The organism is Streptomyces sp. JN8 (assembly GCF_055808075.1).
On the sequence record NZ_CM147852.1, the window covers coordinates 5,502,524 to 5,518,272 of the forward strand.

Here is a 15,749-nt window from a genome sequence, read left to right on the forward strand (position 1 = left end):
GGCCCCGGCCGTATGAGCAACATCCCCGAGACAGGGCGGACCCCCCGGGTCCAGATCCGGCTCGTCGTCATCCAGATCCTCGTCTTCTCGCTGCTGCTGACCCTGGGGGGCCGGCTCTGGTACCTCCAGATCCGCAACGGCAAGGAGTACACGGACGAGGCGAAGAACAACCACGTCCAGCAGGTCGTGCAGCCCGCCGTGCGCGGCTCCGTCCTCGACGCCCGCGGCGTCCCGCTCGCCGACAACGAGACCCGGCTCGTGGTCTCCGCGTCCCGCACCGAGCTGATGAAGATGAAGGACCGCGGCAAGGCCGTCCTCACCCGGCTCGCCGACGTCCTCGACATGAAGCCCGACGAGGTCATCAACAAGATCCGGCTCTGCGACTCCAAGACCCCGAAGCCCTGCTGGAACGGTTCGCCCTACCAGCCGATCCCGGTCACCGACGAGGCCACCACCCAGCAGGCCCTCCAGATCCGCGAACGCGCCGAGGACTTCCCCGGCATCACCGCCGAACCCACCGCCGTGCGCCGCTACCCGGCCCCCGGCAAGTCCCGCACCTCGCAGGTCCTCGGCTACCTCTCGCCCGTCACCGACGCGGAGATCGAGAAGGCCAAGGACACCGACTCGCCGTTCCTCCGCTCCGACCAGATCGGCCGGTCCGGCATCGAGCGCACCTACGACAGGGAACTGCGCGGCAAGGCCGGCGTCACCCGCTACGAGGTCGACAACCTCGGCCGGGTCATCGGCCAGGCCAAGAACGACCCCGCGGTCCCCGGCTCCAACGTCGTCACCTCCATCGACGCCCGCGTGCAGGCGGTCGCCGAGTGGGAGCTGCACAACGCGATGGTCGAGGCCCGCAAGGTCTACGACAAGAACACCAGCGAGAACTACAAGGCCGACTCCGGCGCCGTCGTGGTCATGGAGAACAAGACCGGGCGGATCGTCGCCATGGCCTCCCAGCCCGACTACGACCCCAACGCCTGGGTCGGCGGCATCTCCGCCAAGGACTACGCGGCCCTCACCGGCAAGGACTCCAACTTCCCGCTCCTCAACCGGGCCATCCAGGGCCAGGCCGCGCCCGGCTCCATCTTCAAGGTCATCCCGACCACCGCCGCCGTCAACGCCGGATACGACTTCAACGGGCGCTACCCGTGCCCGTCCTCGTACTCCATCGGCAACCAGGTCTTCAAGAACTTCGAGTCCCAGGGCCACGGCTCCATCACCCTCGGTCAGGCCCTCGAGGTCTCCTGCGACACCGTCTACTACGCCCTCTCCCACCAGCAGTGGCAGAAGGACGGCGGGATGAAGCCGAAGAAGAACGCCAACGACTGGTTCTACAAGACGGCCCACCAGTTCGGCCTCGGCGCCGAGACCGGCATCGACCTCCCCAACGAGGTCACCGGCCGGGTCCCCGACCGGAAGTGGAAGCAGGACTTCTGGGCGGCCAACAAGGACTACTGGTGCAAGATCGGCAAGCGCGGCGGCACCTACGTGCAGCAGCTCTCCTACGAGAACTGCCTCGAAGGCAACCTGATGCGCGCCGGTGACTCGGTCAACTACTCCATCGGGCAGGGCGACACCCTCGTCACCCCCATCCAGATGGCCACCATCTACGCCGCCATCGCCAACGGCGGCACCCTCTGGAACCCGACCGTCGGCAAGGCGATCATCAGCCCCGACGGCAAGAAGGTCACCGAGATCAAGCCCAAGTCCCATGGCAGGCTGCCCATGGACAGCAAGACGCAGGCGTTGATAGAGGAGGCCCTCGCGGGAGTCGCCACCCGCGGCACCGCCGCCTGGAGGTTCGGCGGCTGGCCGCAGGACAAGATCCCGATGCACGCCAAGACGGGTACCGCCGAGGTCTACGGCAAGCAGACGACCTCCTGGTTCGCCACGTACACCAAGGACTACTCGATCGTCATGACGATCGCCCAGGGCGGTACGGGCTCCGGCGCCTCGGGCCCCGCCGTCCGCAACATCTACGACGCGCTCTACGGACTCGACGACGCCGGCAACCAGGACCTCAAGCGGGCCCTGCTGCCGCAGCCGCAGAAGAGCCTCCCCAAGATCGAGGCCGACGGCTCCATCGACGCCCCGAAGGTCACGCCGTACGACCCGGAGGTCGGCAAGGTCGACCCCGACGCCCCGGCGGGCACCCAGCAGCCCGACCCGGCCGATCCCGGCCAGGCCGACCCCGACCAGCCCGACCAGCAGGAACTCGCGGGCCCGCCCGCCGCCTGGCGGAGGGACTGAAACGATGACCGCACCCCACGGCTTCTCCGTCTCCCGGTACGCCCCCGAACGCGGCACGCTCGCCAAGCTGGCCGCCCGCGACTCGGTGGTCCGCCGGCTCGACTGGCCGATGCTGCTCTCCGCGCTCGCGCTCTCCTTCATCGGGTCGCTGCTCGTCTGGTCCGCGACCCGCGGCCGCACCGAGCTCAACAACGGCGATCCGTACTACTTCCTCTTCCGGCACGTGCTCAACACCGGCATCGGCGTCGCCCTGATGATCGGCACGATCTGGCTCGGCCACCGCACCCTGCGCGGCGCGGTCCCGGTCCTCTACGGCCTCTCGATCGTGCTGATCCTCGCCGTGCTCACCCCGCTCGGCGCCACCATCAACGGCGCCCACGCGTGGATCGTCGTCGGCGGCGGCTTCTCGCTCCAGCCCAGCGAGTTCGTGAAGATCACGATCATCCTGGTGATGGCGATGCTGCTGGCCGCGAAGGTCGACGCCGGCGACCAGCTCCACCCCGACCACCGCACGGTCGCCAAGGCCCTCACCCTCGCCGCGCTCCCCATGGGCATCGTCATGCTGATGCCGGACCTGGGCTCGGTCATGGTCATGGCGGTCATCGTGCTCGGCGTGCTGCTCGCCTCCGGCGCCTCCAACCGCTGGGTCCTCGGACTGATCGGCGCCGGCATCGGAGGCGCCGTCCTGGTCACCGCGCTCGGCATGCTCGACGAGTACCAGATCAACCGCTTCGCGGCCTTCGCCAACCCCGACCTCGACCCGGCCGGCGTCGGCTACAACACCAACCAGGCCAGGATCGCGATCGGCTCCGGCGGCCTCCTCGGCGCCGGGCTCTTCAAGGGCTCCCAGACCACCGGCCAGTTCGTGCCCGAGCAGCAGACCGACTTCGTCTTCACGGTGGCGGGGGAGGAGCTGGGATTCGTCGGCGCCGGCCTCATCCTCGTCCTCCTCGGCGTCGTCCTCTGGCGGGCCTGCCGGATCGCCCGCGAGACCACCGAGCTCTACGGCACCGTCGTCGCGGCCGGGATCATCGCCTGGTTCGCCTTCCAGTCCTTCGAGAACATCGGCATGACGCTCGGCATCATGCCGGTCGCCGGCCTGCCGCTGCCGTTCGTCTCGTACGGCGGCTCGTCGATGTTCGCGGTCTGGGTCGCGATCGGACTCCTCCAGTCGATCAAGGTCCAGCGGCCCATGACGGCATAGCGGCCCCGCCGCCCGGCCGGTTTCCGGCCGGGCCGCCGGGCGTACTCCCGCGGAGTGGGCATCCCGTCTAGATTCGTTGCATGGCGGACACGAAGCGAGAGATCGAGCGGAAGTACGAAGCCACCCCCCGGACCGGCCTGCCGGACCTGGCCCGGGCGGCCGGGGTGGCCTCGGTCACCGACGAGGGCGTCACCGAACTCGACGCCGTCTACTACGACACCCCCGACCTGCGGCTCGCCGCCGACGCGCTCACCCTGCGCCGCCGCACCGGCGGCGCGGACGCCGGCTGGCACCTCAAGTTCCCCGTCGCCCCCGGCATCCGCGACGAGATCAGAGCCCCGCTCTCGGACACGCTCCCGCGGTCCCTGGCGGGGCTCCTGCGCTCCCGGGTCCGGGACGGCGAGGTCGTCCCCGTGGTCCGCCTCCGCTCCTCCCGTGACGTCCGCCACCTCCGGGACCGCGACGGCACCGTCCTCGCCGAGGTCTCCGTGGACACCGTCCACGCCGAGGGCCTCACCGGCGGGGGAGAGGCCGCCTGGACCGAGATCGAGGTCGAACTCGCCGACGACACCGACCCGGCCGTCCTCGACGCCGTCGAGAAGCGCCTCAGGAAGGCCGGCATCCATCCCTCCGACTCCCCGTCGAAGCTGTCGCGCGCGCTCGCCGAGACCGGCGCCGGTCCCCAGGAGGACGCCGCCGCCACGGACGCGGCCGGCGGACCCGGCACGGCCGGCGCCGCCGTCCTCGCCTACGTACGGGAACAGGTCGAGGCGATCGTCACGTACGACCCCGCCGTCCGGCGCGACCTGCCCGACGCCGTCCACCAGCTGCGCGTCGCCTGCCGCCGGCTGCGCAGCGCCTTCAAGACCTACCGGAAGGTCCTCGACCGCGAGGTCACCGACCCCCTCGGCGAGGAGCTGAAGTGGCTCGCCGGAGAACTCGGCGTCGCCCGCGACCAGGAGGTCCTCGACGAACGGCTGCGCGCCCGCATCGGCGCGCTGCCCCGCACCCTGGCCCTCGGCCCCGTCAAGGCCCGGCTGCGCCGCCGCGACGCCGCGCTGGGCCGGAGCGCCCGGCGCCAGGCCCTCGCCGCCCTCGACTCCGCACGCCACCTCGCCCTCCTCGGCGCCCTCGACGCGCTCCTCGCCGACCCGCCGCTGCGCGCGGACGCCGCCGGGGACGCCCCGGAGGTCCTCGCCCGCGCCGTACGCAAGGACCACGACCGGCTCGGCGACCGGATCGGGCACGCCCTCGGCCTCGACCCCGGGCACGAGCGGGACCTCGCCCTCCACGAGGCCCGCAAGGCCGCCAAACGGGCCCGCTACGCGGCCGAGGCGGCCCGCCCGACCCTCGGGAAGTCCGCCAAGCGGCTCGCGAAGCGGGTGAAGGCCGTCCAGAGCCTGCTCGGCGAGCACCAGGACGCGGTCGTCACCCGCGAGGCCCTGCGCGAGCTCGCGGCCGTCGCCCACGGAGCCGGCGAATCGGCCTTCACCTGGGGACTTCTCTTCGGCCGCGAGGAAGCCGCCGCCGCGGACGCCGAGCGCCGGCTCCCCGAGGTCTGGGCCCGGGCCTCGGCCCCGGAACTCCTGGCGTCCCTGACCCGCTGAGCACCGGGGTACGCTTGAGAGTCGCCCCCCTGCCAGCTCACGAAGGTTCGAGATGTCTGCTGCCGAGTCTGTCTTCCCGCAGCTCGAAGCTCTGCTCCCGCACGTGCAGAAGCCGATTCAGTACGTCGGTGGAGAGCTGAACTCCACGGTCAAGCCGTGGGAGTCCGCCGATGTCCGCTGGGCGCTGATGTACCCGGACGCGTACGAGGTCGGTCTGCCCAACCAGGGCGTCATGATCCTCTACGAGGTGCTCAACGAGCGGGAGGGCGTCCTCGCCGAGCGCACCTACAGCGTCTGGCCGGACCTCGAAGAGCTGATGCGGGAGCACAAGGTCCCGCAGTTCACGGTCGACAGCCACCGCCCCGTCGGCGCGTTCGACGTGTTCGGCCTGAGCTTCTCCACGGAGCTCGGCTACACGAACATGCTCACCGCCCTCGACCTGGCCGGCATCCCGCTGGAGTCGAAGGACCGGACCGTCGACCACCCGATCGTCCTCGCGGGCGGCCACGCGGCCTTCAACCCCGAGCCGATCGCGGAGTTCATCGACGCGGCGATCATCGGCGACGGCGAGCAGGCCGTCCTCGACATGACCGAGATCATCCGCGCCTGGAAGGCCGAGGGCAGGCCGGGCGGCCGCGAGGAGGTCCTCTTCCGCCTCGCCAGGACCGGCTCGGTGTACGTCCCGCGGTTCTACGACGTGGAGTACCTGCCGGACGGCCGCATCGGCCGCGTCGTGCCCAACAGGTCCGGCGTGCCGTGGCGCGTCTCCAAGCACACCGTCATGGACCTCGACGAGTGGCCGTACCCCAAGCAGCCCCTCGTGCCGCTCGCGGAGACCGTCCACGAGCGCATGTCCGTCGAGATCTTCCGCGGCTGCACCCGCGGCTGCCGCTTCTGCCAGGCCGGCATGATCACGCGCCCCGTGCGGGAGCGAAGCATCACCGGCATCGGCGAGATGGTCGAGAAGGGCCTCAAGGCGACGGGCTTCGAGGAGGTCGGCCTCCTCTCGCTGTCCTCGGCGGACCACACCGAGATCGGCGACATCGCCAAGGGCCTCGCCGACCGGTACACGGAGGACAAGGTGGGCCTGTCCCTCCCGTCCACCCGTGTCGACGCCTTCAACGTCGACCTGGCCAACGAGCTGACCAGGAACGGTCGCCGCTCCGGCCTCACCTTCGCCCCCGAGGGCGGCTCCGAGCGCATGCGCAAGGTCATCAACAAGATGGTCTCGGAGGAGGACCTCATCCGGACCGTCTCCACCGCCTACGGCAACGGCTGGCGCCAGGTGAAGCTGTACTTCATGTGCGGCCTGCCGACGGAGACCGACGAGGACGTCCTCCAGATCGCCGACATGGCGATGAACGTGATCGCCGAGGGCCGCAAGGTCTCCGGCCAGAACGACATCCGCTGCACCGTCTCCATCGGCGGATTCGTGCCCAAGCCGCACACCCCGTTCCAGTGGGCCCCGCAGCTGTCGGCCGAGGAGACGGACGAGCGGCTCCGCAAGCTCCGCGACAAGATCCGCGGCGACAAGAAGTACGGCCGCTCGATCGGCTTCCGCTACCACGACGGCAAGCCGGGCATCGTCGAGGGGCTCCTGTCCCGCGGCGACCGCCGCATCGGCGCGGTCATCCGCGCGGTGTACGAGGACGGCGGCCGCTTCGACGGCTGGCGCGAGCACTTCTCGTACGACCGCTGGATGGCCTGCGCGGAGAAGACGCTGCCCGAGATGGGCGTCGACGTCGCCTGGTACACGACCCGCGAGCGGACCTACGAGGAGGTCCTGCCCTGGGACCACCTGGACTCCGGTCTCGACAAGGACTGGCTCTGGGAGGACTGGCAGGACTCGCTCGACGAGACCGAGGTCGAGGACTGCCGCTGGACCCCGTGCTTCGACTGCGGCGTCTGCCCGCAGATGGACACCCACATCCAGATCGGCCCCACCGGCAAGAAGCTGCTGCCGCTGACGGTCGTGAAGTAGCCCCCGGTCCCGCGCGCGGGACCGACGAAGAGGCGCCCGGAGCGAATCCGCTCCGGGCGCCTCTCTCGTCCGCACGGCCCGCGGCCGGCCCCGCGGGGCCGCCGGGGGTCGCTAGTGGTCGGCCCGCGCCACCGCGCGCGTGTCCGCGTCCGCCTGCGCGTCCGCCTGACGCGGCACCGACGCCTCGGCCACCCGCGGCGACGGGGCCGGGCTGCGCTCGGCCACGGGAACCACGGCCGGCCGCAGGCGCTCCTCGCCGAGGAAGACGCGGCGGACCACCCGCTCGGCGGCGAAACCGTCGTCCCAGGAGCAGAACCGCTCCCGGAAGGCCTGCCGCAGGGCCGCGGCCGGCTCGCCCTCCCAGGCACCGCCGCGGAAGGCCTCGATCAGCTCGTCCTCGGTGGTGGTGATCACACCGGGGGTGTCGCCCGGCTCGCCGGAGAGCAGGTCGAAGGTCACACCGCGGCAGGTGCGGTACATCTCCCAGTCGTCGGCGTACGTGACGATCGGCCGGTCGAGGTTGGCGTAGTCGAACATGATCGACGAGTAGTCGGTGATCAGCGCGTCCGACGCCAGGCAGAGCTCCTCCACCGACGGGTGCCCCGACACGTCGATCAGCGCGCCCCGCTCGGCGAGCGCGTTCAGCTCCGGGTCGCCGCCGTAGAAGTAGTGCGCGCGGACCAGCAGGACGAAGTCCGGACCGAGTTCGCGGGCGAAGCGGGCGAAGTCGAGGCGCGGGACGAACGCGTCCTTCTGGTGGTCGCGCACGGTGGGGGCGTACAGGACCGCCTTCTTGCCCTGCCCGATGCCGAGTTCCCCCCGGATCCGGCGGACGTCCGCGGCGGTGGCCCGGTAGTAGACGTCGTTGCGCGGGTAGCCGGTGTTCAGGGTCTGGAAGGCGGCCGGGTAGACCCGCTCCCAGTGCTCGGTGGAGTGCAGGTTCGACGAGACGCTCCAGTCCCAGCGGTCCACGCGCTCCAGGAGCTTGTCGAAGTCCATGCTCCGGGCGACGGCCGGGTACTGCTGCTGGTCGAGGCCCATCCGCTTGAGCGGGGTGCCGTGGTGGGTCTGCAGGTGCACCTGCCCGGGCCGCTTGACCACCGAGTCCGGGAAGTTCACGTTGTTGACCAGGTACTTGGCCCGGGCCAGCGCCTTCCAGTAGCCGAAGGTCGCCGGGGCGATCCGGGTCAGACCGGCCGGCACGCCGCCCGCGTGCGCCTGGTTCACGACCCACACACCGCGCAGGGCGGGCGCGAGCTTCTTGGCGGCCTCGTGCACCGCGAGCGGGTTGCAGCCGGGGGTGCGGCCCCAGTAGGCCGAGTAGACGGCGAGGTTCTCGTCCAGGGGGAGGCGGCGCTGCACGCCGTAGTAGGCGCGCAGGGCCTTGCGGCCGCCCCAGCGCTTCGTGCGGCCGAGGGCGCCGAAGGCCGTCTCACGGGTGCCGTTCACCGTCTTGAGGGCCTCGAACGCGGCGTACGAACCGGTCCGCATCACCTTGAACTTCAGGCCGAGCATGCCGGGCGGCGGGGTGAAGCCCGCGGGCTCGTTCCGGCGGTAGGTCTTGCCGGCCTGCTTCAGGTAGGCGCGCCGGTGGCTACGGGGTATTCGGAAGCCGCGGGCGAAGGTGAAGAGGAAGTGCGCGACCATCCGCTCGAAGACGAGCCGGCGGTACGCGTCGAGGCCGGGGCGGCCCTCCAGGTAGTCGAAGACCCGCTGGTACTGATCGAAGATCACGAAGTGCTTGCGCGGGGAGCTGCTCCGCATCGAGCTGCCCTGGCGGCGCTGGCGGTACTCGACGACCACGTACTCCAGGCCCGCGACCCGCTCGGCGGCGGCCATGGTCGTGTAGACCATGAGCGCGTCCTCGTAGAGGCCGTCGGTGAAGGTGTAGCCCTCGCCGGTGAAGAAGTCGCGGCGGTAGACGCGGTTCCACACCACGGCGAAGATCCGCAGCAGTTCCAGCTCGTCGACCGGCCGGACCACCCGGTCGCGGATCGCGGCCAGGTACGGGCCGGTCTTACTGGTCTCGACGCTGCCGTCCACATGGGTGCGGACGTGGTCGAACAGCAGGATCTCGGGGTCCTCGGCGGTGTCGAGCCGGTCGGCCATGGCCTGCAGGGAGCCGGGGCGGATCGAGTCGTCGCCGTCGATGAAGAGCAGGTAGTCGCCGCGGGCGTGCTCCACGCCGGTGTTCCGGGCGGCGCCGATGCCGCCGTTCTCGGCGCGGTGGACGGCGCGCACCCGCGGGTCGCGGGCGGCGAACTCGTCGACGATGGCGCCGCTGCTGTCGAGCGAGCAGTCGTCGACGGCGATGATCTCGAAGTTCTCGTAGCCCTGGGACGTCACCGACTCGAGGCACTCACGGATGTAGCCCTCGACCCCGTAGACAGGGATGATCACGCTGAATCTGGGGGTAGCTGCAGCCGGCATGCCTTGTCGTCTCCTCAGTCGAACCGCTCAGATGAAGTATGACAGGAGCGCTTCCGCGGCCTCCGGAGCGCGGGCGGCCGCCCCTGCACCGCTCCCGCCCACGTCAGCGCCGTTTTCACCCCCTGCGGGACCCTCTGTCCGATCGGTGGTATGGCGTCGCGGGGGTGATGCCGGACACAACGGCGGGAAAACCGCTGTGGTACGGATCGACTATTCTGGAGCGCTGCGGCGGCCGGGGGGTCGCCGCAGAGTCGTCTAGGCCGAGCGGAACCAGGTCTTGCCGAGGGCTGGGCGGGTTTTTCCCGGAGGACGGAGACGTCCTCGTCGGTCCGCAGGAGAAACGAAGAGCACGCCCCGTCATCCTCAGGCGCTCGCATTCGTCGAGCGGGTCTGAAACGGAAAGGAACGCAGAACTACATGGCACCCCGGCTCAGCGTCATCGTCCCGATCTACAACGTGGCGCAGTACCTGCCCGCCTGCCTCAACTCGTTGGCCGTGCAGACCTTCCAGGACCTGGAAGTCCTCATGATCGACGACGGCTCCACGGACGAGTCCCACGCGATAGCCGCGGAGTTCGCGGCCAAGGACTCCCGCTTCCGGCTCATACGCAAGGAGAACGCCGGCCTGGGTGCCGCCCGCAACACGGGCCTCGACAGCCTTGCCCCGGAGAGCGAGTTCCTGGCGTTCGTCGACAGCGACGACATGATCCCGCCGGACGCCTACCGGATGATGATCAGCAGCCTGGACGAGACCGGCTCCTCCTTCGCCACCGGCAACGTCGAGCACATCAACTCGACCAAGGTGTGGCAGTCCCCGATGCACCGGTTCCTCTCCCGGGGCGCGGTCAAGCGGACGCACGTCAGCAAGAAGCGCCAGCTCCTCACGGACCGGATCGCCTGCAACAAGATCTTCCGCCGCGACTTCTGGGAGCGCCACGCGTTCCGCTTCCCCGAGGGCGTCCTGTACGAGGACACCCCGGTCATCGTGCCGGCCCAGTACCTCGCCGAGTCCGTCGACATCATCAGCCAGGCCACGTACTACTGGCGCCTGCGCGAGGGCGAGGCCAGCCCCTCGATCACCCAGCGCCGCAACGAGCCCAAGGCCGCCCGCGACCGCGCGTCCGCCGTGGAGTCCGTCAGCCGCTTCTTCGCCGAGCAGAAGGAGCCCCTCGCCGACTCGCTGAAGCGTGAGTACGACCACACCGTCCTCACCGGCGACCTGCGCATCTTCCTCAACGTGCTGCCCGACGGCGACGACGAGTACCGCACCGAGTTCCTCCGTGTGGCGAACAAGTACCTCGACCAGGTCGACCTCAAGACCCTCGACCGGCTGCCCACCGCGCTCCGCGTCAAGTGGCTGCTCGTCCGCAAGCACGCGATGACCGAGATCCTGGAGTTCATCGAGGCGGAGCGGCTCGGCGAGCCCGTCGAGCTCGGCGGCGTCATCCGCAAGTACGCCAAGTACCCCTCGCTGGAGTCCCACGGGGACCTGGTGCCCAAGAAGGTCCTGCGCGTCGACCGGGACCTCCAGCTGCGCTCCCCGCTGAAGGAGCTGTCCTGGGAGGACGGCAAGCTGCGGCTGGCCGGCCACGCCTGGATCGACCACGTCGACCAGACCGGCAAGCGCAGCGTCGTGAAGCTGCTGCAGCTGAAGAAGGACGGCACCCAGCGCCGCATGCTGGTGCCCCTGGGCAACGTCTTCGACCCCGAGGCCACCACCGGCTCCGGCCACAAGGGACGCGGCCACAGCTTCGACTGGGCCGGCTGGGAGACGGTCATCGACCCGGCCCGGTTCCGCAAGGGCGACGGCTGGCAGGAAGGCCTCTGGCACGTCGGCATGCGCGTGCTGTCCGGCGGTCTGGTGCGCTCCCGCTCGGTGCACTCGTACGGCTCCGACCGGCTCACCTACCCGCCCTACCAGTGGCTCGACGAGAACTACCGGATGGTCCCGGAGATGCGGCGCGCGGCCCTCAAGCTGCGCATCGAGAAGGTCCCCGTCCTGATCACCGGCTTCGAGCAGGACGGCGACGCCATCCTCCTGGAGGCCGACCTCCGCGAGACCGTCGCACCCGGCACCGAGATCCTCTTCCGGGTCAGCAACCAGAACAGCGGCGAGGAGCTCGAGTACCCCGTCGAGACCCTGCTGGCCTCCGGCGGCCGCACCCCGCTGCGGGTCCGCGTGCCCCTGCGCGACATCGCCCTGCTGCCGGAGCACCTGGACACCGCCGAGGCCCGCGCCGCCGGAGGCGCCGACCCGGCGAAGCTGATGCGCCGCAACTGGAGCACCCAGATCGAGATCGCGGAGCCCTCGAAGGAGGAGCCGCGCAAGGTCCGGGTCGTCGTCCGGGACGGCCTGGAGGACCTCCAGGTCCGGCTGCCCGAATCCTTCGGCGAGGACGCCCCGCTGAACGAGGTCGCCGTCCTCTCCGGCGCCAACGGCTACCTGAAGTTCTCCGGCCGCCCGCTGCGTGCCAAGATCACCGGCATCTCGGAGTCCGAGGGCACCTTCACGATCCGCGGCGTCGCCGCCGTCGACCTGTCGGGGCACCATCTGGTGGTCAGTGCCAAGAACCGCTTCGACGAGAAGACGGTCCCGCTGACCGCCCTCCCGGACGGCGGCTTCGAGGTCTCCTTCCGCCCCTCCACGATGTCGGGCTCCGGCGGCCGGCTGCCGCTGAAGGCCGGCCGCTGGGTGTTCCGCCTGGACGGTTCGGGCGACGAGCCGTCGATCCCGCTCGTCGTGGACCGCCTCGCCGCGACCCAGTTCCCGCTGGAGGGCACGCACAACGGCCGCGAGTACCAGCTGGAGGTCCACTGGCAGGACCACCCGCAGCTCAACTGCATGACCGACCTCACGGCCATGGAGAAGGGCGCGAACCGCCAGTACCAGCTGCGCCAGGAGGTCTACGAGGCCGGCCGCGAACTGCCGCTGCGCGACTCGGTGCTGTACATCAGCTACAACGGCAAGCAGTACTCGGACAGCCCGCGCGCCGTCCACGAGGAGCTGCTCCGCCGGGGTGCGGACGTCGAGCACCTGTGGTTGGTCCGGGACGGCCAGGTCGAGCTGCCCGACACCGTCAAGGCCGTCAAGTTCCAGGGCCGCGACTGGTACGAGGCGCTGGCGCGCTCGCGCTACATCGTCACCAACGCCCACCTCCCGCACTGGATCAAGCGGCGCGAGGGCCAGGTGATCGTGCAGGCCTGGCACGGCACGATGCTGAAGAAGATCGGCCTGGACATCGACGCGCCGAAGTTCGACCCGAACTACCACGAGCGGCTGGTCCAGGAGGCGGCGAACTGGAACATCCTCGTCTCGTCGAACCGCTTCAGCACCCCCATCCTGAAGCGCGCCATGGGCTACAACGGGCTGATCGCCGAGACGGGCTACCCGCGCAACGACTACCTGTACGCGGAGGACCGCGACGAGCGGGCCCGCGAGGTGCGGGAGAAGCTGGGTCTGCCCGAGGGCAAGAAGGTCGTGCTGTACGCGCCGACCTGGCGCGACGACCTGTCGCACAGCCGCGGCCAGTTCAAGTTCGACCTCCGGGTCGACCTGGAGGACGCCCGCCGCCGCCTCGGGGACGACCACGTCTTCCTCATCCGGCGCCACTCCAACATCGTGGACAGCATCCCCGGCGCCGGGAACGGCTTCGTCTACGACGTCTCCGAGTACCCGGACATCGCGGACCTCTACGTGGCCGCCGACATCATGATCACGGACTACTCCTCGGTCATGTTCGACTACGCGCACCTGCGTCGTCCGATGCTGTTCTTCACGTACGACCTGGAGCACTACCGCGACAAGCTCCGCGGGTTCTACTTCGACTTCGAGAACGACGCGCCGGGACCGCTGGTCGACAACTCCGACGACCTGCTCCGCGCGATCCGCGAGATCGACGACGTGGCGGCCGAGTACCAGGAGAAGTACGACGAGTTCCACCACCAGTTCTGCGACCTGGACGACGGCCACGCCTCCGCCCGTCTCGCCGACCTGATGTTCAAGATCGCCGAGGAGGGTGCGCCGCTCTAGGCGGTGCCCCCGGGTAGTACGCGAGAGCCCCGGTCCGCAGGTCTCCCTGCGGGCCGGGGCTCCGTCGTGCGCGGGGCGGCCGACGCCCGCCGGTCACTTCTTGTCGATGATCTTCAGTGAGAGCTGGCCGTTGCTGGAGAAGTACGGGCGGAGTTCGTGCTTGGCACCGGTGACGGCCGCGGGGACGGACGCGGACAGGCGTCCGCGCCAGCCGCTCTTCGCCTTGGGCTGCGCGGGCGCGACCGGGGCGCCGGAACCGTTCACCACCGGGTACGGGTAGGTGAAGACGTTCATCGGGGTGAGCACGTCCGTGGCCAGCTTGCAGACGCGGATCCGGGCGGAGTCGCGGTCCGGCAGCAGCCAGAGGTCCCAGATGTCCTCCCCGCCGGGCTCGTGCAGGCGGGCCGCGGCGGCGTTGTCCAGGGAGGCCGTGAAGCGGCCGTCGGCGCCGGCCTCGACCGGGACGCTGAAGTTCTTGTCGGCCTGCTTGCGGTGGACGGCCTCGATCACGCTGCCCTTGCCGGGCTCGACGCCCCAGGCGGCGGCGTCGACGACGATCTCGGTGGCGCCCACGTTCAGGGCGGCGACCTCGACGTGCTGGGCGCGCACCCGGCTCTGCACCCGCAGGGTGCCGTCCGTGTGGCCGTGCGGGAGCAGCAGGGACAGGGCGGGGCCCTCGGTGCGGGGCCGCTGCAGCGCCAGCATGTGGAGGGTGTCGCAGCCGGCCGAGCGCAGCGGCAGGTCGAAGCCGGCGGAGCGGATGGCCAGCTCCCAGTCGCCCTCGACGAGCTTGCCGACGGAGCCGATCAGGGCCTCGCCGCCGATGAAGGGGAGGACGACCTCGTCGGCCTTCTTGCGGATGTCCTTGCAGACCAGCTCGGCGTCGCTGCCCGCGGGCAGCCCCTCGACCCGGACCCGGACGTCGCCCTGCGGGGTGACCACGGCGGCGGCCGAGCGGGGGACGGCCCGGCGGGCGCGCATGGTCTCGACGAGCTGCTCGAAGCGGGCGACGGTCGCGGCCTCCTGGAAGCGGACCACGTTGGCCACCGCGGCGGCCGCCATCTTCCGGCGCAGGTCCTCGTCGGAGATCAGCTTCTCGATGTGCTCGGCGAGCGCCTTCTTGTCGCCGAGCGGCACGACGTAGCCGTCCTCGCCCTGCGTGATGATGTTGCGCGGACCGTGCGGGGCGTCGTACGCGACCACCGGCAGTCCGGCCGCCATCGCCTCGACCGTGACGTTGCCGAAGGCCTCCAGCCGCGAGGGCAGGACGAAGACGGAGGCCTTGGCGAACTCCGGGGTGACCGGGGTGGCGGGGCCCATGAGGAAGACCTGGTTGTTGCTGCCCGAGTCGTTGATCTTCTTGCGCAGCTTGCCGTGCTCGGGGCCGGAGCCGTAGATCCGCAGGCTCCAGTCGGGGTGGCGCGGTGCCACGGAGGAGAAGGCCTCGATGAGGTCGTCGAAGCCCTTGTGCGGCTTGAGCAGGCCGGCCGTGACGACGATCTTGTTGTCGCCGGTGGACATCTGGCCCTCGTGGGCCGGGATGCAGTTGGGCATGGGGGAGAGCAGGTGGCTCACGCCGGGGACGACCCGGGAGATGGTGCCGCACTCGTCCGGCGTGGGCGCGGTGATGGCGTCCATCTTCGGGTACGCGTCCCGGAAGAGGGCGTCCCGGATGTGCGGGCCGTACTGGGCGGGGCGCGAGTGCTCCATGGCGACCTTGAGGAAGTCGCGGTCCGCGTAGGCCAGCATGATGGTGATCTTGGGGTTGTTGCTGACCACGACGTCGGCGTCGGTGGTGGCCAGGTACTCCATCAGGCGCCGCTCCGCCAGGCGGCTGATCCACGGCTTCTTGTCCGTGGGCTCGTTCGGGTAGATGTGCGGGAACGCCTCGATCATCGGGTCGTCGCCGTCGTAGGTGTGCGAGTGCTTCCGCATGTCGCTGAGCGCGAGGGTCTTCACCCGGGGGTCGAGGGGGAAGAACGCCTGGTCGCGGTTGCGGCGCAGGGAGACGAGCTCGACCTCGTGGTGGTCCGCGAGTGCCTTGGCCAGGTTGTGGATCGCGCTGACCACGCCTCCGATGTGGCAGCGATCGACCAGAAGAAAGGATATTTTCATACCAAGCCTCAGCGTGTCGGGGGGTATGCGGGACGGACGTACGGACTCAGGCTACGGGGCCGTCCCCCCAGGCGGTGTCCGTCCGTCCGGTTGCCGGGTCGCCCGGGCCGCGCCGCCGCGGGCGAACCCC

General features: G+C 70.4%; 7 protein-coding genes. 5 read left to right on the top strand and 2 right to left on the bottom strand.

The window, feature by feature from the left end:
- Positions 1-12 precede the first annotated feature (12 nt).
- From mrdA to ACY0MR_RS24255, 4 genes are all read left to right on the top strand, one after another.
- The gene (gene mrdA / locus ACY0MR_RS24240) at positions 13-2,253 is read left to right on the top strand and encodes a penicillin-binding protein 2 (RefSeq protein ID WP_388798810.1); all 2,241 of its coding nucleotides are present in this window, start codon (positions 13-15) and stop codon (positions 2,251-2,253) included.
- Between the two features lie 4 nt (positions 2,254-2,257).
- Positions 2,258-3,457: a rod shape-determining protein RodA gene (rodA, locus tag ACY0MR_RS24245; protein ID WP_388798813.1), complete on the top strand. Its 1,200-nt coding sequence runs from the start codon at positions 2,258-2,260 to the stop codon at positions 3,455-3,457.
- Positions 3,458-3,537: 80 nt separating this feature from the next.
- Positions 3,538-5,064 (top strand): CYTH and CHAD domain-containing protein, encoded by a 1,527-nt coding sequence (locus ACY0MR_RS24250; protein WP_473555319.1) that lies wholly within the window; start codon positions 3,538-3,540, stop codon positions 5,062-5,064.
- A 52-nt stretch (positions 5,065-5,116) separates the two neighbouring features.
- A complete protein-coding gene (locus ACY0MR_RS24255) occupies positions 5,117-7,045 on the top strand; it encodes a TIGR03960 family B12-binding radical SAM protein (protein WP_473555322.1) in 1,929 nt (642 codons plus the stop codon).
- Between the two features lie 111 nt (positions 7,046-7,156).
- Here ACY0MR_RS24255 and ACY0MR_RS24260 read toward each other — a convergent pair whose 3' ends face one another.
- Positions 7,157-9,475, bottom strand: a complete 2,319-nt coding sequence (locus ACY0MR_RS24260) for a bifunctional glycosyltransferase/CDP-glycerol:glycerophosphate glycerophosphotransferase (RefSeq protein WP_388798819.1) — start codon at positions 9,473-9,475, stop codon at positions 7,157-7,159.
- Positions 9,476-9,892: 417 nt separating this feature from the next.
- Here ACY0MR_RS24260 and ACY0MR_RS24265 point away from each other — a divergent pair, with 417 nt between their 5' ends.
- Positions 9,893-13,504 carry a bifunctional glycosyltransferase/CDP-glycerol:glycerophosphate glycerophosphotransferase gene (locus ACY0MR_RS24265; RefSeq protein WP_404082455.1) on the top strand — a complete coding sequence of 1,204 codons (3,612 nt, stop codon included), beginning with the start codon at positions 9,893-9,895 and terminating at the stop codon, positions 13,502-13,504.
- A gap of 93 nt (positions 13,505-13,597) precedes the next feature.
- Here the strand turns inward: ACY0MR_RS24265 and ACY0MR_RS24270 are convergent, their stop codons facing one another.
- Positions 13,598-15,574 (bottom strand): glycosyltransferase, encoded by a 1,977-nt coding sequence (locus tag ACY0MR_RS24270; protein WP_361859487.1) that lies wholly within the window; start codon positions 15,572-15,574, stop codon positions 13,598-13,600.
- Between the last annotated feature and the right edge of the window lie 175 nt (positions 15,575-15,749).